We start from the raw sequence: 21203 nt of genomic DNA on the forward strand, positions 1-21203 counted from the left end.
AAGCATGAAAAAAGGCCGTCGATGGACGGCCTTTTTTGTGGGCGCGAGAAGTTCAGCCGGCCAGGGCCTTGAAGGCGCGCGCCGTGATTTCATCAACACCACCCATGCCGCTGATGGCGCGGTACTGCGGCGCCGCAGCGGGCTCGGCTTTGGCCCAGTTCGAGTAGTAATCGACCAGCGGACGCGTTTGCGCGCTGTAGACCTCCAGGCGCTTGCGCACGGTGTCTTCCTTGTCGTCGTCACGCTGGATCAGTGGCTCGCCGCTCACATCGTCTTTGCCTTCGGTCTTGGGCGGATTGAACTTGACATGGTAGGTGCGGCCGGATGCCGGGTGCGATCGGCGTCCGCTCATGCGCTCGATGATGGCTTCGAAAGGCACGTCGATCTCCAGCACGTAATCAAGCTTGACGCCGGCGGCCTTCATCGCGTCGGCCTGCGGCAGCGTGCGCGGAAACCCATCGAACAGAAAACCCTTGGCGCAGTCGGGCTGGGCGATGCGGTCCTTCACCAGGTTGATGATCAGGTCATCGCTGACCAGGCCGCCCGAGTCCATCACTTTTTTGGCTTCGATGCCCAGCGGTGAGCCGGCCTTGACGGCGGCGCGCAACATGTCGCCGGTGGAAATCTGGGGGATTCCGTATTTCTGGCAGATGAAGGTGGCCTGTGTGCCCTTGCCCGCGCCAGGCGCGCCCAACAAAATCAGTCTCATGGATGTCCTCGGATTTTTATGAATTTAGTGCTGAGCGCGGGCCTGTTGCAGGGTGCCAGCGTCACATTTTTCTTATTCTGAAGGATAGCATGCGTGCCCTGTGGCAGGCTTACACAAACAGCCGGCGCACACGTTCCAAATCTTCGGCCGTGTCCACGCCGGGACCCGGCGCATCGGTGGTGATGTGAACGGCAATGTGATGGCCGTGCCAGAGCGCACGCAACTGTTCCAAGGCCTCCAGTTGCTCCAGCGGCGCTTGCGGCAGTTTCGGAAACTGGCGCAAAAAGCCGGTGCGGTAGGCGTAGATGCCGACATGGCGCAGCGGCGGCGGCAGGCTGCTACCGGCGCCCCACCAGGCCTGGCCACCGGCATCGCGCGCGGCGGGGATAGGCGCACGGCTGAAATAGAGCGCGGTGTTGCGTGCGTCGAGCACCACCTTGACCACGTTCGGGTTGTGCAGGTCCGCCAGCGTGGTAATCGCGTGTGCGGCGGTGCTCATGGCGCAATCGGGCCGCTCTGGAAGAAGGCCGGCCACGGCGTTGATCAGCGCGGGGTCAATCAGCGGCTCGTCGCCCTGCACATTGACCACCACCTCGTCGTCGCTGAGTTGCAGCAAATTGCAGGCTTCGGCAAGGCGGTCGCTGCCACTCGGGTGATCCGCACGGGTCATCACCGTCGTGACCTGGAAGGCCGCGCAGGTTTCGGCGATGCGCGGGCTGTCGGTGGCCACCACAACGCGCGTGGCGCCACTTAACGCAGCACGTTGCGCCACGCGCACCACCATCGGAACGCCGGCAATGTCAGCCAGCGGCTTGTCGGGCAGGCGGGTGGAGGCGAGGCGGGCGGGAATGAGGACGGTGAAGCTCATGCCGCAGAGATCAGAGGCCGAGTTCTTCGTCAGTGAGAACGCGGGCCTCGTTTTCCAGCATTACCGGCAGGCCGTCGCGTATCGGGTAGGCCAGGCGTGCACTGCGCGAGACCAATTCTTGTTTTTCACGGTCGAAATCAAGCGGGCCCTTGGTCACGGGGCAGACCAGCAGTTCAAGCAGTTTGGTGTCCATGGGACGATGGTAATAGAGAAAGCCGGCTTGCCAGCAGCGTATCAAAGGCTGCAAAAAAAGCCGGCTCGGGTTCAAACAGCAGCGGCACTGCGAGGACGTCCGGCTGCCGCGGAAACAGCTTGACCGCGTCTTTTTCGGTGCAAATCAGGGTGTAGCCCTTGTCGGACGGGCGTGGGTAGCTATCAAAATCATAGTGATCGACGAGCGCCCGTGTCTGCGCGAGGGTCAGGCCGTGTGCCTGAAGCATGTCAAAAAAAGCTTGAGGTTTGGCAATGCCGGCCAGCGCAATTAATGCCGTGCTGGCCAGGCTGCTCAAGGTCACGCGGCTGCCGTCAGCGCGCAGCGCGTGGTCGGCCAGCCGCCGTGCGGCGCTGAAGCCGTGGAAGGCAGGCACAGCGCCGGTATGCAGCACCAGGTCGATGCTGGCGCCGCGCTGCGGCCAGGGTTCACGCAGCGGACCAGCCGGCAGCAACCAGCCGTTGCCGGCGCCGCGTTCGTCAAAGACGGCAATCTCGATGTCGCGCTGCAGCGCGTAATGCTGCAGGCCGTCGTCGCAGATGATGAGCTGCGTGGTCGGATGGGCCGCCAGCAGGGCGCGTGCGGCATCAACGCGGCGCGCCGCCACAAACACCGGCGCTTGCGTGGCGCGCTGGATCAGCGCAGGTTCATCGCCCGATTGTTGCGGCGGGGTGGTCGGCAACACCTCCAGGCAGGCATCGCTGCTGCGCCCGTATCCGCGCGAGACCACGCCAGTACGGATGCCGGCCGCCTGCAAATGCTGAACCAGCGCGATCACGGTGGGCGTTTTGCCGGCGCCGCCGGCCACCACATTGCCAACCACCACCACCGGCACAGACATTTTTTCGGAGCGAAGCAGCTTGGACCGGTACAGGGCGCGGCGCAAGCGCACCAGACCGCCGAACAGCAGCGCCACCGGCCACAGCAGGCCCGCCAACGGGCCGCGCCGCAGCCAGGCCCGCTGCAGCAGCGCTTGCACGTTTATTTGGCGCCGGCCTGGGCCGCGCTTTGGGTGGCAAAGGTGATCTGGGTCAGGCCGCTGCGCCGCGCCGCTTCCATCACCGTGATCACCGACTGGTGGGTGGCGCTGGCATCGGCGCTGATGATGATGACGCTGTCCTTGCCGGCTTTGGCTGCCGCTGTTATGGCCGCGCTCAGCGTCTCGATGCTGCGGCCGTCCACCGGCATCTTGCTGACCATGTAGCGGCCGTCGCTGCTGACGGCGACGATCACTTCCTTGGGATAGTCGCGCTGCTGGTCGGCATCGGCCACCGGGAGTTTGATCTGCAGCTCGGTGAACTTGCTGTAGGTGGTTGATAGCATCAGGAAAATCAGCACCACCAGCAACACGTCGATGAAGGGGATCAGGTTGATCTCCGGTTCATCTCGGGAGGGGCCGTGAAACCTCATGATGTGCGCAGCGCAGGGCCGCCCCAAGCAAGCACAGCCCCCTCGGGGCTGGAGCCCGCGGCTCCGAACCTGCCTGCGCAGGTTTGGACGGGCGACAGAAGCGAAGGCTCCGCAGAGCAGCGGCCTGCAAGGCCTCGCGTATTACACACAGTGAAAAGCGTGGGGGCCATTATTTGCGCAGGGTATTAAGATGCCGCACAAAACGCTCGGACGCAATTTCCATTGTCAGCAGGTAGCCATCCACTCGGGCCCGAAAATAGCGCCAAAAGATCAGCGCCGGAATCGCCACGATCAATCCAAAGGCCGTGTTGTACAGCGCAATCGAAATGCCTTGCGCGAGTTGCGCCGGGTTGCCGCCGCTGGCGCTGGCCACGCCGCCGCTGCCCGCTTGGGAGCCAAAAATCTCGATCATGCCAATGACGGTGCCCAGCAAGCCCAGCAGCGGCGCCGCCGAGGCAATGGTGGCGAGTGCCGCCAGGTAACGCTCCAGCGTGTGGGCGGCACGCCGGCCTGCACCTTCCAGCGTTGAACGCAAATCGCCTTCACTGATGCGTGGGTTGGTGTTGAGGGCGCGGAAACCGCTGGCGAGCACCTCACCGAGCAGGGAGTTTTGTTCCAGGTGCGCCACCACGTCGGTGGCAGGCACGCCATTGCGTGACACGGTGATGGCTTCGTCCAGTAATTTAGGCGGTGCGATCCGGGCGGTTTTGAGGCTGGTAAAACGCTCGATAACCAGCGCCAACGCCAAAATCGAGCAGGCAATAAGGGGCCAAATCGGCCAGCCTGCGGCTTGTATGATCGAAAACAAGGGCAAATCTCCAAGCTGATAATTGCTGTGGATTATGGCCCACCCCGATGGGCATGCCCCGCCCTGTGTTGAGCCTCTGTTCGCTGGAGCATCGCTAACCGCCCGTAGGACATAACCCACAGAAGCTGTGCATAACTTTGTGAGCAAGTGGTCTACGATGGGTCGCAAAGCCGCGCCAAACGGTGCATGTGACAAAACGATGAAAAAATGAGCAGGATAAAGTTATTTAAAATCAATGGCTTACACCAACTTAGTTGATTCTCCCCAGCAAACCACGGGTTTTGCCTGCTGCCTGTGGGCCTCTGTGGAGTATTACCCGCATGAAATCAGGGGGTTTAACAGTGTCTGCGTCTTTCTTCAGGTCTGAAAAGCCGATGCCCGGTGGCCGTCCGGGCGTGCGCATCTGGCCGGTCGGTTCCTTGCTGCACGCCATCGCCGACAGTCTCGAAGCGCGTTTCAACCCGGTCGCGGTGCAGGGCGAACTCAGCGGGTTTTCGCGTTCGGCCAGCGGGCATTGTTATTTTTCGCTGAAGGACGAGCAGGGCCAGATCCGCTGCGCCATGTTCCGGCGCGCCGCTGGCCTGCTGGATTTTTCGCCGCGCGATGGGCAGTTGGTCGAGGTGCGCGGACGGCTCGGCGTTTACGAGCCGCGCGGTGAGCTGCAACTGGTGGTCGAGTCCATGCAGCAGGCTGGAGAAGGCAATCTGTTCGAGCGTTTTGTCCAGCTCAAGAACAAGCTCGAAGCCGAGGGCCTGTTCGATGCTGCCCGCAAGCGGAACTTGCCCTTGCTGCCAACAGCCATCGGGGTGGTGACCTCGCTGGGTGCTGCGGCCCTGCACGACGTCGTGACCGCCTTGCAGCGCCGCGCGCCGCATATTCCGGTCGTGATCTACCCGGCCAGTGTGCAGGGCGCGCAGGCGCCCGAAGCGTTGCGCCAGGCCTTGCGCGAGGCCTATGAACGCGCCGAGGTCGATGTGCTGCTGCTGGTGCGCGGCGGCGGCGCCATGGAAGACCTCTGGGCTTTCAACGACGAGCAATTGGCACGCCTGATCGTGGCCGCGCCTATGCCGGTGGTTTGCGGTGTCGGCCATGAAACTGATTTCACGATTGCCGACTTTTGTGCCGACCTGCGCGCGCCGACCCCGACGGCCGCCGCCGAGCTGTGTGCTCAGCCGCAAAAGGCCTGGCTGGGGGAACTGGACGATCTGCAGGATCGGCTGCATTTCGGCGTCGAGCGGCAACTGCAGGCCAGCAACCAGCGGCTGGACTGGGCTGCGGCACGTGTCAGCCGGCCCTCGCACCTGGTCACGCGCCAGCATGCGCGCCTGGCCGGCCACGCGCAGGGCCTGCGCCATGCGCTGCATACCGGCATCCAGCACAAAAAAAACGCCTTGCAGGCCTTGGGCCTGGCGTTTCCCCAGGCACTTGGACGAGCAGCTCAGCAGCACCAGCGCCGGCTCGAGCGTGCGCAACTGCGACTGGCGCCGCTGAACCCGACGCTGGTGCTGCAACGCGGTTATGCCTGGCTCGCCGACATGCAGGGTCAGGCCGTCACCCGTGTCGCCGACACCGCGTCCGGCCAGGCCCTGCGCGCTACCCTTGCCGACGGCGAGGTCGATTTGACCGTTTCCGCAGCGCGGCTGATTTAGTTTTTTACAATGGCTGTGACAAGCCGCCCTTATCATCCCACCAGCTTCACAACATCACCACAACACCCCACAAGGAAAAAACAATGGAACACAAACTGCCCCCACTGCCTTACGCTATCGACGCCCTGGCGCCGCATTACAGCCAGGAAGCCTTTGAGTATCACCACGGCAAGCACCACAACGCCTATGTGGTGAACCTCAACAACCTGCAGAAAGGCACCGAGTTCGAAGCCATGACGCTCGAAGAGATCGTCAAAAAATCCAGCGGCGGCGTGTACAACAATGCCGCCCAGATCTGGAACCACACCTTCTTCTGGAGCTGCATGAAGCCCGCCGGCGGTGGCGAGCCTTCTGGCGCGCTGGCTGCGGCCATCAACGCCAAGTTCGGCTCCTATGCCGCATTCAAGGAAGCCTTCGTCAAGTCCGCTGTGGGCAATTTCGGCTCCGGCTGGACCTGGCTGGTGAAAAAGGCCGACGGCAGCGTCGACATCGTCAATACCGGCCCGGCCGGTACACCGCTGACCACTGCCGACAAAGCGCTGATGACCGTCGATGTCTGGGAGCATGCCTACTACATCGACTACCGCAATATGCGCCCCAAGTTTGTCGAGACTTTCCTGTCCAACCTGGTGAACTGGTCGTTCGCCGAAGCCAACTTCGCCTGAGTCGCCCCGTGCATAAAAAAGCTGGCTTCGTGCCGGCTTTTTTTAGGGCGACGGAACAGACGCTGGTCAGCGTTCAGCGGTTTTTTTCGAACGGTGGGCCTGAGAGTTTGCTGCCGGCCTTGATGCCTTTTTTGGCGAACCAGCCCACATTCATCTCCAGCACATAACGCACCGGTTTGTCCGAGCAATGCGAGTCGGTGGTTTGCGGCTTCATGTCAGCCAGGTTCACGATGACGCCATCGTCTGCGACAAAGGCTGCGGTCAGCGGCAGCAAGGTGTTTTTCATCCAGAAGCACTGCTTGGTGGGCTCTTCAAACACAAACAGCATGCCTTCGGTTTGCGGCATGTTCTTGCGAAACATCAGGCCGATTTGGCGTTGCTCTGGCGTCTGCGCGACTTGTGCATCGATCTGGTGCATGCCCGCAGACAGCTTGACCCGCGGCAGCTTCATTTGTGGGTTCTCCTGCGCCATGGCGGGCGCTAATGCCGCGATGAAAAAGGCCGATGCGCAGAGCAGGGCGCGGGCGTTGTGGCGGCCGGAGTCAGTTTTTAGGAGCATGAAGTCACCATAAGTCGATCGTTCGGAAAATCAGCATAAACGACGGCCATAAAAAATGCCCGCAGGGCGGGCATTCTGGTCCGGCGCGAAGAATTATTTCTTGGCAGCAGCGGCTTTGTCTTCTTTAGCTTTTTTAGCGGCAGCAGCTTTGTCTTCCTTGGCTTTCTTGACCGCAGCGGCTTTTTCGGCCTTGGCAGCTTTGGCAGCAGCAGCTTTGTCTTCTTTGGCCTTTTTGGCGGCAGCAGCTTTTTCAGCTTTAGCGGCCTTGGCGTCAACCTTGGGAGCTGGCATGGCAGGCGTTGCTGGGGTAGCAGGTGTTGCCGGAGTCGCTGGCATTGCAGGCTTGGCCGGTTGTGCGGGCTGGGCAGGAGTTTGCGCGAAAACACCAACGGCAAAAAGGCCCGCGATCAGGGTAGCGATAACTTTGTTCATGTGAGTTCCTCTGTAGGATGTATTGTCAGGAATGGACCCCGGAAATCCCCGAGGTATTACTGTAACGGGGACCGTTTGCAAACGGTTGACACGGCGCCTGCTGAAAACGGTGCTGCATCTTTTTGCGGCTAGAATTTAGGGGTTACCACCTAAGCTGCCACAAGCAGCTTTTTCATTGCCAATCCAGCGCTTACCGGAGACTTTTCCACATGTACCAGCACATCAAGGTGCCCGCCCAGGGTCAGAAAATCACTGTCAATGCCGACAATTCGCTGAATGTTCCGGACGAGCCGGTCATTCCGTTCATTGAAGGCGATGGCACGGGCGCGGATATCACGCCGGTCATGCTCAAGGTGGTCGATGCGGCGGTGGCCAAAGCCTATGGCGGCAAGAAAAAGATCCACTGGATGGAAGTGTATGCGGGTGAAAAATCGACCAAAGTCTACGGTCCCGACGTCTGGCTGCCGGAAGAAACCCTGGCTGCAGTCAAGGACTATGTGGTGTCCATCAAGGGCCCGCTGACCACGCCCGTCGGCGGTGGCATCCGCTCGCTCAACGTGGCGCTGCGCCAGGAGCTGGACCTCTACGTTTGCCTGCGTCCCATCCAGTACTTTGCCGGCGTGCCATCACCCGTGAAAGAGCCGCACAAGACCAACATGGTGATCTTCCGTGAAAACTCGGAAGACATCTACGCCGGCATCGAGTTCGAAGCCGAGTCCGACAAGGCCAAAAAACTCATCAAGTTCCTGCAGGACGAGATGGGCGTCAAGAAAATACGCTTTCCCAACACCTCCGGCATCGGCATCAAGCCGGTGTCGCGCGAAGGCACCGAGCGCCTGGTGCGCAAGGCCCTGCAGTACACCATCGACAATGACAAGCCCAGCCTGACCATCGTGCACAAGGGCAACATCATGAAGTTCACCGAAGGTGGCTTCCGTGACTGGGCTTATGCGCTGGCTGCGAAGGAATTCGGCGCGGTCGAGATCGACGGCGGCCCGTGGATGAAGTTCAAGAACCCGAAGACCGGCAAGGACATCACGGTCAAGGACAGCATTGCCGATGCCTTTCTGCAGCAAATTTTGCTGCGCCCGGCCGAATACTCGGTCATTGCGACCTTGAACCTCAACGGCGACTACGTGTCCGACGCGCTGGCCGCCCAGGTAGGTGGCATCGGCATCGCCCCCGGCGCCAACCTGAGCGACACCATCGCCATGTTTGAAGCCACCCACGGCACGGCCCCCAAATACGCCGGCAAGGACTATGTGAACCCCGGTTCCGAAATCCTGTCGGCAGAAATGATGCTGCGTCACATGGGCTGGACCAAAGCCGCCGACCTGATCATCAGCTCGATGGAAAAATCCATCGCGTCGAAAAAGGTCACCTACGACTTCGCCCGCCTGATGGAGGGCGCGACTCAGGTCAGCTGTTCCGGTTTCGGCCAGGTGATGATCGACCACATGTAAAGACGTGGCCGCTGCCCGATGGTTTGCAAATCGGCAGCCGCACAGCACAACCGCTCCTGGCGCAGGCCGGAGCGGTTTTTTTTATGGGTCTTATAAAAGTCAATTGCCGGTCCTTGAATGTCGCGTTCCCGCCACCAATTTCCTTATGTACCGCGCCGGGCAATTTCGCTCGCTAGAATGAATTCCATGGCAACCCAACCCCCCAAGCCTCCCGCACCGCCCAAGGCCCCGGCCTTCAAGCCCGATGGTGCCAATGGTGGGGATTCGGTCGTGCTGGAGCGGCGTCCGCAGAAGACCAAGCCGCCGCAAATGTTTCAGGTGGTGCTGCTCAACGACGACTACACCCCGATGGAGTTTGTGGTCGAGGTGATTCAGGAGTTTTTCAATAAAGACCGGGAAACCGCCACGCAGATCATGCTGAAGATCCACCTTGACGGCAAAGGTGTGTGCGGCGTGTTTTCCAAGGATGTGGCGTCCACCAAGGTCGACCAGGTGACCGAAGCCGCGCGGAAAAGTGGCCATCCGCTGCAGTGTGTTTGCGAGCCCATTGAATAATCGCCGAATCAGCCCCTATTTTCGACATCAGCCGCCCCCCGATACCTCTCCCAGATACCCCAGCAGCAAGCCGAAAGGAAACGCAATGATTGCCCAGGAACTAGAAGTCAGCTTGCACATGGCCTTTGTCGAGGCCCGTCAACAGCGCCACGAGTTCATCACCGTGGAGCACCTGCTGCTTGCCTTGCTCGACAACCCGAGTGCCGCCGAGGTGCTACGGGCCTGCTCCGCCAACATTGATGACCTGCGCAAGTCGCTGGCCAATTTCATCAAGGACAACACGCCGCAGGTCGCCGGCAACGACGATGTGGACACGCAACCCACACTCGGCTTCCAGCGTGTGATCCAGCGCGCCATCATGCATGTGCAGTCCACCGGCAACGGCAAGAAGGAGGTCACTGGTGCCAACGTGCTGGTCGCGATCTTCGGCGAGAAGGATTCACACGCCGTGTATTACCTGCACCAACAGGGCGTCACGCGCCTGGACGTGGTGAACTTCATCGCGCACGGCATCAAGAAAAGCGACCCGCCCGAGCCAACCAAGGCCGGCGAGAGCGCTGCCGAAAACGAAGAGGGTGGCGAGAAGAACGAAAAAGCTTCGCCACTGGAGCAGTACACCCAGAACCTCAACCAGCTCGCCAAGGACGGCAAGATCGACCCGCTGATCGGGCGCCATTACGAAGTCGAGCGTGTGATCCAGATCCTCTGCCGTCGCCGCAAGAACAACCCGCTGCTCGTGGGTGAAGCCGGCGTGGGTAAAACTGCCATTGCCGAGGGCCTGGCCTGGCGCATCACGCAAAAAGACGTGCCCGAGATTTTGGGCGAAGCGCAGGTCTACTCGCTCGACATGGGCGCGCTGTTGGCTGGCACCAAGTACCGCGGTGACTTCGAGCAGCGCCTCAAGGGCGTGCTCAAGGCGCTGAAGGACAAGCCCAACGGCATTTTGTTCATCGACGAGATCCACACCCTGATCGGTGCCGGTGCAGCCTCGGGCGGCACGCTGGATGCGTCCAACCTGCTCAAGCCCGCGCTCAGCTCAGGTCAGCTCAAGTGCATTGGCGCGACGACGTTTACCGAGTACCGTGGCATCTTTGAAAAAGACGCGGCCCTGTCACGCCGCTTCCAGAAGGTGGATGTGGTCGAGCCGACCGTGCAGGAAACGGTGGACATCCTCAAGGGCCTGAAATCCCGTTTTGAAGAACACCACAGTGTCAAGTACGCCGTGGCAGCGTTGCAGGCTGCGGCCGAGCTCAGCGCCAAATACATCAATGACCGGCATCTGCCCGACAAAGCGATTGACGTGATTGACGAAGCCGGCGCGGCCCAGCGCATCCTGCCTGCCAACAAGCGCAAAAAAATCATCACCAAGACCGAGGTCGAGGAGATCGTCGCCAAGATCGCTCGCATTCCGCCCGCCAATGTGTCCAATGATGATCGTGGCAAGCTCAAGACACTTGAGCGCGACCTGAAAAGCGTGGTGTTCGGCCAGGACAAAGCGCTCGACGTGCTGGCGTCCGCCGTCAAGATGGCACGCTCTGGCCTGGGCAAGGACGACAAGCCGATTGGCTCCTTCCTGTTCTCCGGCCCCACCGGCGTCGGCAAGACCGAGGCGGCCAAGCAGCTGGCCTACATCATGGGCATCGAGCTGATCCGCTTCGACATGTCCGAGTACATGGAGCGCCATGCGGTGAGCCGCCTGATCGGTGCGCCTCCGGGTTATGTCGGGTTCGACCAGGGCGGCCTGCTGACCGAGGCCGTCACCAAGAAACCGCATTGCGTGCTCTTGCTCGACGAAATTGAAAAAGCGCATCCCGACATCTTCAACGTGCTGCTGCAGGTCATGGACCACGGCACGCTGACAGACAACAACGGGCGCAAGGCCGACTTCCGCAACGTGATCCTTGTCATGACCACCAACGCCGGCGCCGAGACCATGAACAAGGCGACGATTGGTTTCACGAATCCGCGCGAGGCGGGCGACGAGATGGCCGACATCAAGCGCCTGTTCACGCCCGAGTTCCGCAACCGCCTGGACGCCACCGTGAGCTTCAAGGCGCTGGACGAAACCGTCATCCTGCGCGTGGTCGACAAGTTCCTGCTGCAGCTTGAGACGCAGTTGGCCGAGAAGAAGGTCGAAGTCACCTTCACCGACACGCTGCGCAAGTACCTCGGCAAGAAGGGTTTCGATCCGCTGATGGGCGCACGTCCGATGCAGCGCCTGATCCAGGACACGATACGTCGCGCGCTGGCCGACGAGCTGCTGTTCGGGCGCCTGATCGACGGTGGCCGCCTGACGGTGGACATGAAAGTCACGACCGACGAAAAAGGCGTCGAGACCGGCGAAGTCGAACTCGACATCCAGCCCTTGCCCAAGAAAGAGGGCAAGGCCAAGCCCGAGGCCGAGCAGGCTGAAACCAGCTGAAGCGGGCGCAGGTTCAAAAAGGCCGGTAGCATGGCGCTACCGGTCTTTTTCATTTGCTCCTGAAATCATAGCATCTCGCGCCCATTCGCTATGGGCTAGAGGCCTTTTTTATACATAAACCTGGTTGACAAGCATCCCTCCATGGCGACACACACCTTTCTCTGGCACGACTACGAAACCTTTGGCCTGAACACGCGGCGCGACCGGCCCGCGCAGTTTGCCGGCATACGCACCGACGCCGAGCTCAACGAGATCGGCGAGCCGCTGATGATCTACTGCCAGCCGGCGCGCGACTACCTGCCTGACCCGGCGTCCTGCCTGATCACCGGCATCACGCCGCAGTTGTGTCTGAAGCGCGGCCTGCCCGAGCATGAATTTGCCAGCCGCATTGAAGCCGTGCTGGCGCAGCCGGGCACCATCGGCGTGGGTTACAACACCATCCGTTTCGACGACGAAGTCACACGCCACCTGTTTTGGCGCAATCTGATCGACCCTTACGCGCGCGAGTGGCAAAACGACTGCGGCCGCTGGGACCTGCTCGACGTGGTGCGTATGGCTTATGCCTTGCGGCCCGAAGGTATTCAATGGCCGATGAAGCCCGATGAACGCCGCCCCGATGCGCCGGGGGCCTTGCGCCCCAGCTTCAAGCTCGAAGACCTGGCGCGCGCCAACGGCCTGCTCCACGAGTCGGCGCACGACGCGCTGTCCGACGTGCGCGCGACGGTTGCGCTGGCGCGGCTGATCCGACAGGCGCAACCGCGGCTGTTCGACTTCTGTCTGTCGCTGCACAAAAAGGACCGCGTGGCCGCCGAGCTGGGCCTGCCCACCAGCCCGCAAACCGCGCAGCCGTTTTTGCATGTGACGGGCATGTTCGCACCCGAAAAAGGCTGCCTGGCCGTGATGTGGCCGCTGGCCATGCACCCGTCCAACAAGAACGAGCTGCTGGCCTGGGACCTCGCTTACGATCCCGACGAGTTGCCGCTGCTCGACGTCGCCACCTTGCGCCAGCGCCTGTTCAGCAAAAGCGCCGACTTGCCCGAAGGCGTGGCGCGCTTGCCCATCAAGTCGGTCCACCTGAACAAATCACCGATGGTGGTGCGTAGGCTGGCAACGCTCAGCCATGCGATGGCGGCCAAGTGGGGCATTGACATCGAAGCCGCCCTGCGCCACGCCGAAAAAGCCGCCAGCCTGCCCGACATGAGCGCGGTCTGGCCCGAGGTGTTTGCACGGCCCAAAGAGGGTGTGCCCGATGTGGACGAAGATCTGTACGGCGGCTTCATCAACAACGACGACAGGCGCCGGCTCAACAAGCTGCGCGGCCTGGCGCCGGCAGAACTCGCGCTCAGCCGCACCGGCTTTGACGACGAGCGGCTGCAAGAGCTGGTGTTTCGTTACCGCGCGCGCAACTTCGAGACCACGCTGTCACCGGAACATGCCGAACGCTGGGAAGCACACCGCGCGGCGCGCTTGCTCGAAGGCGAGGGTGGAGCGCGCAATGTCGATGCGTTTTTGGCCGAGCTTGATGTGTTGTCGGAAACGGCGGATGAGCGCGGGGAGGCGGTACTGGGGGCGCTGTATGAGTATGCGGAGATGGTGGCGCCGGAGGTGTGACCGTGAAGACATGCTGTCCGGGCAGAGGGGGCTTTTTTTAGAGCTGCCGAGCCAGGCTTGAGATGGGTTGAAAGTTCGATTTAATGCTCGAGGTGCAAGGGAGGACCTGGCGGGCACCTCAGTCTCTGGCCGACTGCCACGGCGCCTGTTTTTCCATCACGCCGGCGAACAGCGCGCCAGCCTCAAACGCGGTTAGCCACGCCCCTAGGCGTGGCCAGGGCTGGGCGGCGAACCAGTCGGCGTCGATGTGCGCGAACTGGCGGATGAAGGGCAGGATGGCCATGTCGGCGAGGCTGGCTTGCGCACCGAACAGCCAGCCGTCGCCGAGACGCGCATCGAGCTGCGCCAGCCAGTGTCCCGCCTCGTTTCGGTGCTTCAGCGCAAAACTCATGGCGTCGCCACCCGACTCCTGCGGATAGTGGTTCGGGTATTTGTAGCGATCCAGGTGCTGTTTGAACGCCCCATCATTGCCGGCGATCAGCGCGTCCATCGCTTCGGCTGATGCGCCTGGCGGCGCCAGCCAATGCGCAGGGTCGTTGCGGGCCAATGCCCAGCGCATGATGTCCAGGCTCTCGTCAATCACCTCGCCGCCGGGCAGTACCAGCACTGGCACCGTGCCCTTGGGCGAGGCGTCGAGCATGGCGGCGGGTTTGGCGCTAAGCACGACCTCGCGCAGCTCGTTCGCCTGGCCGCTGACGGCGAGCGCCAGCCGGGCGCGCATCGCGTAGGGGCAGCGGCGAAACGAATACAGGACGGGCAGGGCGCCCATCAGGCGCTTTCTTCGCCGTCTTCGCTGGTCTCACCGCTCGATGAAGCCAGCTTCGCACCGATGTGCGGCTGGCGCTGGCGGTTCGCGTAGTCGACCTGGCGCTGGCGCTCGATGAAGCCGCGTTTTTGCGCGTCGGTTTTCTTGTCATGGCAGCCGGGGCAACTCACACCCGGCACGTACAGCGGTGAGGCCTTGTCGGCCGCACTGATCGGGTCGCGGCAGGCCCGGCAGAGGTCATAGTGGCCGGTCGCCAGGCCGTGCACGACGGAAACACGTTCGTCGAAGACAAAACATTCGCCCTGCCAGCGGCTCTGGTCCTCGGGCACGGTTTCCAGGTACTTGAGGATGCCGCCTTCGAGGTGGTAGACCTCGTCAAAGCCCTGGGTGCGCATGAAGGCGGTGGATTTTTCGCAGCGGATGCCGCCGGTGCAGAACATCGCGACTTTCGGCTTCTTGCCATTTTTTTCGGCCAGCAGGCCGCCGGGTGCCGACTGCGCTGCCACCCAGGCCGGCAGCTCCGAAAAACTTTTTGTGTGTGGGTCCACCGCGCCGGCAAAGGTGCCGATGCCGACCTCATAGTTATTGCGCGTGTCCACCACCACCACACCGGCTTCGCTGATCAGCGCATTCCAGTCCTGCGGCTTCACGTACTGGCCGGCCATCTGGTTCGGGTTGATGCCGGGCACGCCCAGGGTGACGATCTCGCGCTTGAGGCGCACCTTCATGCGGTAAAACGGCAGTTTGAGCGACCACGACTCCTTGTGCGCCAGGCCGGCCAGGCGCGGGTCACTGCGCAGATGTGCGAGCACCGCGCGCACACCGTCCTCAGGCCCGGCAATCGTGCCGTTGATGCCTTCTTCGGCCAGCAGCAGGGTCCCGCGCACATCCTGCGCTTCGCAAAATGCCTGCAGCGGCGTCTGCAGCGCGGTGAAGTCGGGCAAGGTCACAAACTTGTAGAGGGCGGCGGTCAAAAAGCTGGGCATGGCAGGGCGCAGATGGCGAAAAAGCGTTCAAAAACAAGGTCGAAAGTAAAGCGAATTTTCCCATCGTACCAAGCGCAGCAGCCGGGCAGTTTGCGCCACCTCAGCGTCCTGACAGATAGGCGGCGTGCAGGACCACACAAAAGGCAGCCCAGTGCGTGGACGCGTTTGCTGCAATGCAGCAAAATGGACGCATGCTTACTAATTCAGGCCGATCCGGTCCTCCCTCCGCGCCATGGCCAAAAGCCTGAGCAGCCTCTGGCTCAAAAGTGTGCGCCGCTTGAGCCGGGCCCAGCAGGCGCAAGGCCGCAGGCTGCTGCTAAGCCTGGTGCCCAAGCCGCCGCGTGCGCCGGCCTTGCGAAAAGCCAAACCCGTGAAGGTGGCGAAAGCCCGGCCCATTGCCGTTACCCGCCAAAGCGCGACCTCGCCCGCGCGTCCGCTCACTGGTCTGCCGGGGCACTGGCAAAAGTCCTGGTTTTCTGTGCCGGCCGCTGGCCAGGTGGCTTCAGCGCGGCGCATGGTGTACTGGCTCTACCTGCCGTCGGGTGCGCCAGCCGCGCCGTTGCCGCTGGTGGTGATGCTGCACGGTTGCCAGCAGACGGCCACCGACTTTGCGCTGTCCACCCGCATGAACGCGCTGGCCGAACGCAAGGGTTTTGCGGTGTTGTACCCACAGCAGTCGGCCGCAGCCGATGCACACCGCTGCTGGCATTGGTACAAGCGCGCGACCCAGGAGGGCCTGGGCGACGTGCGGCTGATTGCCGACATGGTGGCGCAGGTGCAGGCCAAACATGGGCTGGACCGCTCCCGCACCTATGTCGTGGGCCTGTCGGCGGGCGCCGGGCTAGCCAATATTCTGGCGCTGCGTTACCCCGCCATGGTGGCCGCAGTCGGCCTGCATTCGGCGCCGGTGTTTGGCACCACAGATTCGCCGATGAGCGCCTACCGCGCGATGCAGCACGGCTCGGGCGCCTCGCACCGCGACAGCGTTCGGTTTTTCGGCAGCGCGGAGCAGGCCTTTCCCGGCATGCCGGCCATCCTGCTCCACGGCGCGCGCGACAGCGTGGTGCGGCGCATCAACATGACGCAGCTGACCGAGCAGTTCACCATCCTCAACGCCGGCCTCATCACGCGTGAGGAGGCCGTGGTTCGGCGCTACCCGGCGCGCAGCACCGGCCGCCACCCGCGCCACGCCTATGAAAGCGCCACCTGGTACGCCGGCCGCAAGCCCCAACTGGTGGCCTGCGAGATTGACCACCTGGGGCATGCCTGGAGCGGTGGCGATGGCAGTGTGGAGTTCAGCGCGCCGGAAGGCCCCGACGCGACGCTGATGATGTGGACTTTTTTTGCGCAGCACTGGCGGTTGGCGACTCCTACCCCCGGTTTTTCTACAATCCAGCCATGAGCTTTTCACCCCTCACCGTGGCCGTCATGGGCGCAGGCGCCGTCGGATGTTATTTCGGCGGCATGCTGGCGCGTCATGGCCACCCTGTGACGCTGATTGCGCGGCCGCAGCATGTGGCTGCCATGGCCGCCAGCGGACTGCGTATGCAGACCACGCAATTTGATGAACACGTGCGCCTGGCCGCCAGCAGCCAGGCCAGTGCGGTGCAGGGCGCGCAGTTGGTGCTGTTCTGTGTCAAGTCGCTAGACACTGAAGCCGCCGGCACCTTGATCCGCCCCCACCTGCATCCCGATGCGCTGGTGCTGTGCCTGCAAAATGGCGTGGACAACAGCGGGCGCTTGCGCAGCGTGCTGCCGCAGCATGCGGTGGCCGCCGCCGTGGTCTACGTGGCCACCGAGATGGCCGGTCCCGGCCACGTCAGGCACCATGGCCGGGGCGATCTGGTGATGGAGCCATCCAGACACAGCGACGCCGTGGCGCAGGCCTTTATCGCCGCTGGTGTGCCCACCGAGGTCTCGCCCAACGTGAATGGCGCGCTCTGGGCCAAACTCATCCTCAATTGCGCCTACAACGCCGTCTCGGCCATCAGCCAGTTGCCCTACGGCAAAACCGTAGCGGGCGAGGGCGTGCGGGCGCTGATGCGCGATGTGGTGGCCGAATGCCTGGCCGTGGCGCAAGCCGAAGGTGTGCAGGTGGCGGGCGATGTGCATGCGGTGGTGGACCAACTGGCCGGCAGCATGCCCAACCAGTTTTCATCGACCGCGCAAGACCTGGCGCGCGGCAAAGCCACAGAGATCGACTATCTCAACGGCCTGATTGTCAGGCGCGGCGAGGCACTGGGGATTGCAACGCCGGCGAATCGGGTGTTGTGGGCATTGGTGAAGTTGGTCGAATCAAAGCGCACTTAGGGCTGCGTCCCACCAAGCAGTCATTGCGGGTTTGAGCCGCAATCAACTGTCCTCGCTGGGGTCGATTTTCGCTCTCGACGCCCCAAGCCCGACAGGCTCCTAGAGGTAAATTTAACCCTATAAATCCCCACCCAGCTGTTTCAAAATAACCCGCCAGTGCTGCGGCTCGACCGGTGTGATGGACAGGCGGTTGCCTTTGCGCAGCACCACCAGGTCTTCAAGCGTGTCATTTGCGCGCAACTCGGGCAGGGTCAGGTTGCGAGTTTTTCGCAGCACTTGCACGTCCACCAGCAACCAGCGCGGTTCGGCCGGCTTTGACTTGGCATCGTAGTAGGGCGACTTCGCGTCGAACTGCGTTGGGTCAGGGTAGGGCGTGGACGCCACTCGTGCGATACCCACGATGCCGGGCTCGGCACAACTGGAGTGGTAGAACAACACGCCGTCACCGACCTGCATGCCGTCACGCATGAAGTTGCGCGCCTGGTAGTTGCGCACGCCGACCCAGGGCACCGTGGCATTGGGTGCGGCCAGCGCGTCGTCCGCCGAACATTCTTCGGGTTCGGACTTCATCAGCCAGTAGTTCATCGTGTCATTCCTTCAGGCTCAAGGTTTGAGGATCAGCAGCACAGCCGGGACAATCAACCCGGCGCCAGTGAGCAACAGCAGCGCGCAGACCAGCTTGAGCACCGCTGCCCGCGACCAGCCGGGCGGGTGCCGCTCCAGCCACCAGCTTAGCCCGAACACCAGCGGCGCCGCCAGCAGGCTCAGCTTGAGCGCGTTACCGCTGAATTGGCCGGTCGGCAGCACCATCAGCAGCCGCAACAACGAGCTGGCAGCCAGCGTGGCCACCAGTGTGTCGCGCACGGTTTTTAGCGCCATCGGCTGGCGGTAAAAGTGGTACACCAGCGGCGGCCCACCAGTGGCAAACAGGCCCGTCAGCAGGCCAGAGATTGCCCCCCAGAACCGGAACGCGCTGGCCGATGACCGCTCGCGCAGCGCTGCCGTCTCCATCAGCACAACAAGGGCGCAGGCGATCACCGTCAGGCCCAGCAACACACGCAGCACCAGCGTCACGTTGCTACTGAGCCAGCCCAGCAATACCACCCCGAGCAGAATGCCGGCCACGCCGCCCAGCGTGATGTCGCGAAAGGCAGGTACATCAAGCGCCCGGCTTGAGCCGCGCAAAGCCACCAGCGCATTGGCCAGTCCCAGCACTGTTGCCACATTGGCCAGGTCGGCCAGCGGCGCCAGCTCCAGCAGCCCGGCCAGCCCCAGCAGGATCAGCGCAAACGCAAAACCGGTCAGGCTTTGCGCGCAGGTGGCCAGCGCCACACAAAGCAGGAAGAGAGCGGTTTGAAGAAGGGTCATTCAGCGGCGTGTGTCAGCAGTTCGTCAGCGGTGCTTGCCGACTTCCCAGCCCACGCCGCCAATCGCCCGCTCGGCCACCTGCACAGCCAGCGGCTCCAGCGCCGTTGCCATGGTGTCGTTCCAGCGGTTGAGGTAGCCGAAAAGCGCGATGGCGGCCACGATCTCGACGATCTGCTCGTCGTTGTAGTGATTCTTGAGCTCGTCAAAGTCGGTGTGCGACGCCTCGTTGGGCACAGCGCCGGCCTTGAGGGCCAGATTGATCGCGGCGCGTTCTGCCGGGCTGAACAGCGCGCTGTTCTCAAAGTCCCACAGCGCGGCAATCTTGGCGTCCGACGCCTTGTAGATGCTGGACAGGTTGGTCATGTGCGACTGGCAATACAGGCAACCGGCCGCATAACTGCTGGCCAGGCTGACCAGCATCTTGGTTTCTTCGGGCACGGTGCCTTCGTACAGCACCGCCTGGTTCAGCGCCATGAAGGCGCGCACAATATTTGGCCGCCGCACCATGGTCATGATGCTGTTGGGCGTGAAGCCTCGCGTTTTCTTGTAGTGCTCGAAGCGCTCGCGGATGTCGTCTTCTTTGACGTCGGCGAGGGGGATGGGGGTGAGGTGGGGCATGCGTGATCCTTGTTCGGGTGGCCGGGAAGCGACCGGGTCAGTTTAAAGTGCGATGGGCGTCCCGCCACCACGCCGGCTGCTTTTCGTTCAGACCCTCAGCAGCCATCGCGGCCGCTTGGCGCAGGGGCCACGCACCGAGGCGTTAATTTACCTCGGGCGCTGTATTTTTAGGAGTGAAATGTGCCCGCAGCCCAATGGAATCGAGCGCGAGCAGCTATGTATTTGATAGTACAGCGAACTCCTCGCGCTGGCGCCGCAGCCTGTCACCGTCGATGTATTGGGCCAGCAAGGCGATGTCTTGTCCTGCAACCCCTTTGGCCTTGAAGTGCTTTTTCCAGACGCTCACCCGACCTGCGATCTCCCGGATGATGGCGCCCGCTGCATCCGCCTTTAGCCCGAACTGGCGGGCCTGCGACAGCGCGTTGGCCAGCGTGGACTCCGAGGCCTGGTCGCCAACCGCCATCGCCTGGTAGCCCAGGCCTTGCGCGCTGGGCACCACGTCAAACGCCGGCGACAGCAGGTAGTGGCCATCGGCCTGCCGCAGCAGGGCATGGTTTTTCTCGTGGTCGTCTGTGTTGTCCATCAGGATGTTGAAGACCATGCGCCTGAACAGTTGGTCTTGCTGACTGCGGATCGCATCGGCTGGCGCCACGCGGCGCAGCAACTGCGCCAGTTGCGGGTAGCCCAGTGTTTCCCCGGCGGCGCGCAGGGCCACATGCGCCGACACGGCGTGTAGCCGCGCAGGCCCGACCCGGTCGAACCGGCGCACGGCAACTGCGTGCCCCGGCCCGACCGGCAAGGCCTGTGTCTGTGCCACATCTACCCCGCACAAGCGCGCCAGCGTCATGGTGGCGTGTTCAATCAGCGGCGTGTTGATCTCTTCGCCTTCGCCAAACTTCACCAGCCACGGCGCACCGCCCATCTCTATCAGAGACTTGGGACGCGCCCCGCCCAGCGAGGCGCCAGGCCGCACCAGGCGTTTTTGCAACTCGGACACCGCCTCGTTTGCCAGCACCTTGCGCACGACCTCGGCCATCTCCTGCAAACTGTCAAGCGTGGGCATGGGGCTGCGGCGCCACGGCTCGTAGGCATCGCTCCGCTGGCTCACACCCAGTGCGCCATACCGGTCGTCACCCGCAAACAGCAGAAATTCAAGAATGGAAAGCCGAGGCGAGGCCTCGAACTTGCGGATCACCCGCTCACCCCAGCGGTCAGGACGTGCATCGTCAACCGCACCTGCTGCGCAGTCTTTGTCGCGCGGCACAAACAGCTCATCCACCAGGGGCAGGTCTTCACTCAGGGCAAAGCCTGACTGCAGCCAGCCTGGCGCATAGCGCAATGACACAGCCCGGCCGCCGACGGCCTGGCCCAGTTCTCCCACCGGGCGAGCTTGGGCAGGTTCACCCAGCCACCACAAAAACAGGCGATCTTGCGGGACGTATTTGTCGGCCATGGCTATTTACCCTCGCGGCGATGCCGCTGTGCCGCCGCAGCAATTTCGTTTTCGAGCGCAGCCACATCCTCCTTCGGCTCCGCGAGTGCCGCCAGGGCTTCATGACGGCCAACCATCCAGAGCGCGGTGGCGTACACGCCTATCGAAACCGCAGCGTCACCTTTTTCCATCTTCATCAAGGTGGGCACCGACACATCCAGCCGCACAGCCCAGGCTCGCAAGGACTGCTTGCGCCGCTTGCGAGCGGTAGTCAGGTCGGCCCCCAGCTTGCGCAGCGCGGCTACGGCGGCGGGGGGCAGGGCGTCTATGGCTGAGGCTACTTGAGGCATACCTCATAATA

23 protein-coding genes are annotated in these 21203 nt (G+C 62.7%); 8 read left to right on the plus strand and 15 right to left on the minus strand.

The window, feature by feature from the left end:
• Positions 1 to 52 precede the first annotated feature (52 nt).
• From adk to Q8O29_RS02020, 6 genes are all read right to left on the minus strand, one after another.
• Positions 53 to 709 carry an adenylate kinase gene (gene adk, locus Q8O29_RS01995; protein WP_305560382.1) on the minus strand — a complete coding sequence of 219 codons (657 nt, stop codon included), beginning with the start codon at positions 707 to 709 and terminating at the stop codon, positions 53 to 55.
• A gap of 109 nt (positions 710 to 818) precedes the next feature.
• Positions 819 to 1577 (minus strand): 3-deoxy-manno-octulosonate cytidylyltransferase, encoded by a 759-nt coding sequence (kdsB, locus tag Q8O29_RS02000; protein WP_305560383.1) that lies wholly within the window; start codon positions 1575 to 1577, stop codon positions 819 to 821.
• Positions 1578 to 1587: 10 nt separating this feature from the next.
• Entirely contained in the window at positions 1588 to 1770 is a 183-nt protein-coding gene (locus tag Q8O29_RS02005) for a Trm112 family protein (protein WP_305560384.1), read from the minus strand.
• Positions 1751 to 2767: a tetraacyldisaccharide 4'-kinase gene (lpxK, locus tag Q8O29_RS02010; protein WP_305560385.1), complete on the minus strand. Its 1017-nt coding sequence runs from the start codon at positions 2765 to 2767 to the stop codon at positions 1751 to 1753. Before lpxK ends, Q8O29_RS02005 begins: the two co-directional genes overlap by 20 nt.
• 2 nt (positions 2768 to 2769) lie before the next feature.
• On the minus strand, positions 2770 to 3198 hold the full coding sequence (locus Q8O29_RS02015) for a biopolymer transporter ExbD (RefSeq protein WP_305560386.1): 429 nt from the start codon (positions 3196 to 3198) through the stop codon (positions 2770 to 2772).
• A gap of 169 nt (positions 3199 to 3367) precedes the next feature.
• Positions 3368 to 4006, minus strand: coding sequence for a MotA/TolQ/ExbB proton channel family protein (locus Q8O29_RS02020; RefSeq protein ID WP_305560387.1), 639 nt, complete (start codon positions 4004 to 4006; stop codon positions 3368 to 3370).
• Positions 4007 to 4380: 374 nt separating this feature from the next.
• Between Q8O29_RS02020 and xseA the strand changes: the two genes are divergently transcribed.
• Entirely contained in the window at positions 4381 to 5655 is a 1275-nt protein-coding gene (gene xseA / locus Q8O29_RS02025) for an exodeoxyribonuclease VII large subunit (protein ID WP_305560457.1), read from the plus strand.
• 83 nt (positions 5656 to 5738) lie between these two features.
• A complete protein-coding gene (locus Q8O29_RS02030; RefSeq protein ID WP_305560388.1) occupies positions 5739 to 6320 on the plus strand; it encodes a superoxide dismutase in 582 nt (193 codons plus the stop codon).
• Between the two features lie 73 nt (positions 6321 to 6393).
• Here Q8O29_RS02030 and Q8O29_RS02035 read toward each other — a convergent pair whose 3' ends face one another.
• Both Q8O29_RS02035 and Q8O29_RS02040 read right to left on the minus strand, forming a co-directional pair.
• Positions 6394 to 6879, minus strand: coding sequence for a DUF192 domain-containing protein (locus tag Q8O29_RS02035; RefSeq protein WP_305560389.1), 486 nt, complete (start codon positions 6877 to 6879; stop codon positions 6394 to 6396).
• A gap of 93 nt (positions 6880 to 6972) precedes the next feature.
• On the minus strand, positions 6973 to 7311 hold the full coding sequence (locus tag Q8O29_RS02040; protein ID WP_305560390.1) for a cell envelope biogenesis protein TolA: 339 nt from the start codon (positions 7309 to 7311) through the stop codon (positions 6973 to 6975).
• A gap of 209 nt (positions 7312 to 7520) precedes the next feature.
• Here Q8O29_RS02040 and icd point away from each other — a divergent pair, with 209 nt between their 5' ends.
• The 4 genes from icd (at position 7521) to sbcB (ending at position 13362) form a co-directional block, all read left to right on the plus strand.
• A complete protein-coding gene (icd, locus tag Q8O29_RS02045; RefSeq protein ID WP_305560391.1) occupies positions 7521 to 8774 on the plus strand; it encodes an NADP-dependent isocitrate dehydrogenase in 1254 nt (417 codons plus the stop codon).
• 186 nt (positions 8775 to 8960) lie between these two features.
• Positions 8961 to 9329, plus strand: a complete 369-nt coding sequence (gene clpS, locus Q8O29_RS02050; RefSeq protein ID WP_305560392.1) for an ATP-dependent Clp protease adapter ClpS — start codon at positions 8961 to 8963, stop codon at positions 9327 to 9329.
• An 85-nt stretch (positions 9330 to 9414) separates the two neighbouring features.
• Positions 9415 to 11751 carry an ATP-dependent Clp protease ATP-binding subunit ClpA gene (clpA, locus tag Q8O29_RS02055; protein WP_305560393.1) on the plus strand — a complete coding sequence of 779 codons (2337 nt, stop codon included), beginning with the start codon at positions 9415 to 9417 and terminating at the stop codon, positions 11749 to 11751.
• A gap of 141 nt (positions 11752 to 11892) precedes the next feature.
• Entirely contained in the window at positions 11893 to 13362 is a 1470-nt protein-coding gene (gene sbcB / locus Q8O29_RS02060; RefSeq protein ID WP_305560394.1) for an exodeoxyribonuclease I, read from the plus strand.
• Between the two features lie 118 nt (positions 13363 to 13480).
• Here the strand turns inward: sbcB and Q8O29_RS02065 are convergent, their stop codons facing one another.
• Entirely contained in the window at positions 13481 to 14131 is a 651-nt protein-coding gene (locus tag Q8O29_RS02065) for a glutathione S-transferase (protein WP_305560395.1), read from the minus strand.
• Positions 14131 to 15114 (minus strand): rhodanese-related sulfurtransferase, encoded by a 984-nt coding sequence (locus Q8O29_RS02070; RefSeq protein WP_305560396.1) that lies wholly within the window; start codon positions 15112 to 15114, stop codon positions 14131 to 14133. Before Q8O29_RS02070 ends, Q8O29_RS02065 begins: the two co-directional genes overlap by 1 nt.
• Before the next feature lie 232 nt (positions 15115 to 15346).
• Here Q8O29_RS02070 and Q8O29_RS02075 point away from each other — a divergent pair, with 232 nt between their 5' ends.
• Positions 15347 to 16516, plus strand: a complete 1170-nt coding sequence (locus Q8O29_RS02075; RefSeq protein ID WP_305560397.1) for a PHB depolymerase family esterase — start codon at positions 15347 to 15349, stop codon at positions 16514 to 16516.
• Positions 16513 to 17424, plus strand: a complete 912-nt coding sequence (locus Q8O29_RS02080) for a ketopantoate reductase family protein (protein WP_305560398.1) — start codon at positions 16513 to 16515, stop codon at positions 17422 to 17424. The genes Q8O29_RS02075 and Q8O29_RS02080 overlap by 4 nt, the downstream gene beginning before the upstream one ends.
• A 117-nt stretch (positions 17425 to 17541) precedes the next feature.
• Here Q8O29_RS02080 and Q8O29_RS02085 read toward each other — a convergent pair whose 3' ends face one another.
• The 5 genes from Q8O29_RS02085 to Q8O29_RS02105 form a co-directional block, all read right to left on the minus strand.
• A complete protein-coding gene (locus Q8O29_RS02085) occupies positions 17542 to 18009 on the minus strand; it encodes an EVE domain-containing protein (RefSeq protein ID WP_305560399.1) in 468 nt (155 codons plus the stop codon).
• An 18-nt stretch (positions 18010 to 18027) separates the two neighbouring features.
• Positions 18028 to 18792, minus strand: coding sequence for a TSUP family transporter (locus tag Q8O29_RS02090; RefSeq protein WP_305560400.1), 765 nt, complete (start codon positions 18790 to 18792; stop codon positions 18028 to 18030).
• A gap of 24 nt (positions 18793 to 18816) precedes the next feature.
• Positions 18817 to 19410 (minus strand): carboxymuconolactone decarboxylase family protein, encoded by a 594-nt coding sequence (locus Q8O29_RS02095; protein WP_305560401.1) that lies wholly within the window; start codon positions 19408 to 19410, stop codon positions 18817 to 18819.
• Positions 19411 to 19624: 214 nt separating this feature from the next.
• Positions 19625 to 20863, minus strand: coding sequence for a type II toxin-antitoxin system HipA family toxin (locus Q8O29_RS02100; RefSeq protein ID WP_305560402.1), 1239 nt, complete (start codon positions 20861 to 20863; stop codon positions 19625 to 19627).
• A gap of 2 nt (positions 20864 to 20865) precedes the next feature.
• Positions 20866 to 21192, minus strand: coding sequence for an XRE family transcriptional regulator (locus Q8O29_RS02105; protein WP_305560403.1), 327 nt, complete (start codon positions 21190 to 21192; stop codon positions 20866 to 20868).
• Positions 21193 to 21203 lie beyond the last annotated feature (11 nt).

The organism is Polaromonas sp., from assembly GCF_030689685.1.
In the GTDB taxonomy this organism is placed as follows: domain Bacteria; phylum Pseudomonadota; class Gammaproteobacteria; order Burkholderiales; family Burkholderiaceae_C; genus Polaromonas.

Excerpts from the sequence above, each read along its gene's own strand:
- Q8O29_RS02015 (WP_305560386.1), bottom strand. The coding sequence starts at position 3,198 with ATGAGGTTTCACGGCCCCTCCCGAGATGAACCGGAGATCAACCTGATC.
- icd (WP_305560391.1), top strand. The coding sequence starts at position 7,521 with ATGTACCAGCACATCAAGGTGCCCGCCCAGGGTCAGAAAATCACTGTC.
- clpA (WP_305560393.1), top strand. The coding sequence starts at position 9,415 with ATGATTGCCCAGGAACTAGAAGTCAGCTTGCACATGGCCTTTGTCGAG.
- Q8O29_RS02070 (WP_305560396.1), bottom strand. The coding sequence starts at position 15,114 with ATGCCCAGCTTTTTGACCGCCGCCCTCTACAAGTTTGTGACCTTGCCC.
- Q8O29_RS02090 (WP_305560400.1), bottom strand. The coding sequence starts at position 18,792 with ATGACCCTTCTTCAAACCGCTCTCTTCCTGCTTTGTGTGGCGCTGGCC.
- Q8O29_RS02030 (WP_305560388.1), top strand. The coding sequence starts at position 5,739 with ATGGAACACAAACTGCCCCCACTGCCTTACGCTATCGACGCCCTGGCG.
- adk (WP_305560382.1), bottom strand. The coding sequence starts at position 709 with ATGAGACTGATTTTGTTGGGCGCGCCTGGCGCGGGCAAGGGCACACAG.
- Q8O29_RS02080 (WP_305560398.1), top strand. The coding sequence starts at position 16,513 with ATGAGCTTTTCACCCCTCACCGTGGCCGTCATGGGCGCAGGCGCCGTC.
- Q8O29_RS02075 (WP_305560397.1), top strand. The coding sequence starts at position 15,347 with ATGGCCAAAAGCCTGAGCAGCCTCTGGCTCAAAAGTGTGCGCCGCTTG.
- Q8O29_RS02085 (WP_305560399.1), bottom strand. The coding sequence starts at position 18,009 with ATGAACTACTGGCTGATGAAGTCCGAACCCGAAGAATGTTCGGCGGAC.
- kdsB (WP_305560383.1), bottom strand. The coding sequence starts at position 1,577 with ATGAGCTTCACCGTCCTCATTCCCGCCCGCCTCGCCTCCACCCGCCTG.
- Q8O29_RS02100 (WP_305560402.1), bottom strand. The coding sequence starts at position 20,863 with ATGGCCGACAAATACGTCCCGCAAGATCGCCTGTTTTTGTGGTGGCTG.
- Q8O29_RS02095 (WP_305560401.1), bottom strand. The coding sequence starts at position 19,410 with ATGCCCCACCTCACCCCCATCCCCCTCGCCGACGTCAAAGAAGACGAC.
- Q8O29_RS02105 (WP_305560403.1), bottom strand. The coding sequence starts at position 21,192 with ATGCCTCAAGTAGCCTCAGCCATAGACGCCCTGCCCCCCGCCGCCGTA.
- xseA (WP_305560457.1), top strand. The coding sequence starts at position 4,381 with ATGCCCGGTGGCCGTCCGGGCGTGCGCATCTGGCCGGTCGGTTCCTTG.
- Q8O29_RS02040 (WP_305560390.1), bottom strand. The coding sequence starts at position 7,311 with ATGAACAAAGTTATCGCTACCCTGATCGCGGGCCTTTTTGCCGTTGGT.
- clpS (WP_305560392.1), top strand. The coding sequence starts at position 8,961 with ATGGCAACCCAACCCCCCAAGCCTCCCGCACCGCCCAAGGCCCCGGCC.
- Q8O29_RS02035 (WP_305560389.1), bottom strand. The coding sequence starts at position 6,879 with ATGCTCCTAAAAACTGACTCCGGCCGCCACAACGCCCGCGCCCTGCTC.
- sbcB (WP_305560394.1), top strand. The coding sequence starts at position 11,893 with ATGGCGACACACACCTTTCTCTGGCACGACTACGAAACCTTTGGCCTG.
- Q8O29_RS02005 (WP_305560384.1), bottom strand. The coding sequence starts at position 1,770 with ATGGACACCAAACTGCTTGAACTGCTGGTCTGCCCCGTGACCAAGGGC.
- Q8O29_RS02065 (WP_305560395.1), bottom strand. The coding sequence starts at position 14,131 with ATGGGCGCCCTGCCCGTCCTGTATTCGTTTCGCCGCTGCCCCTACGCG.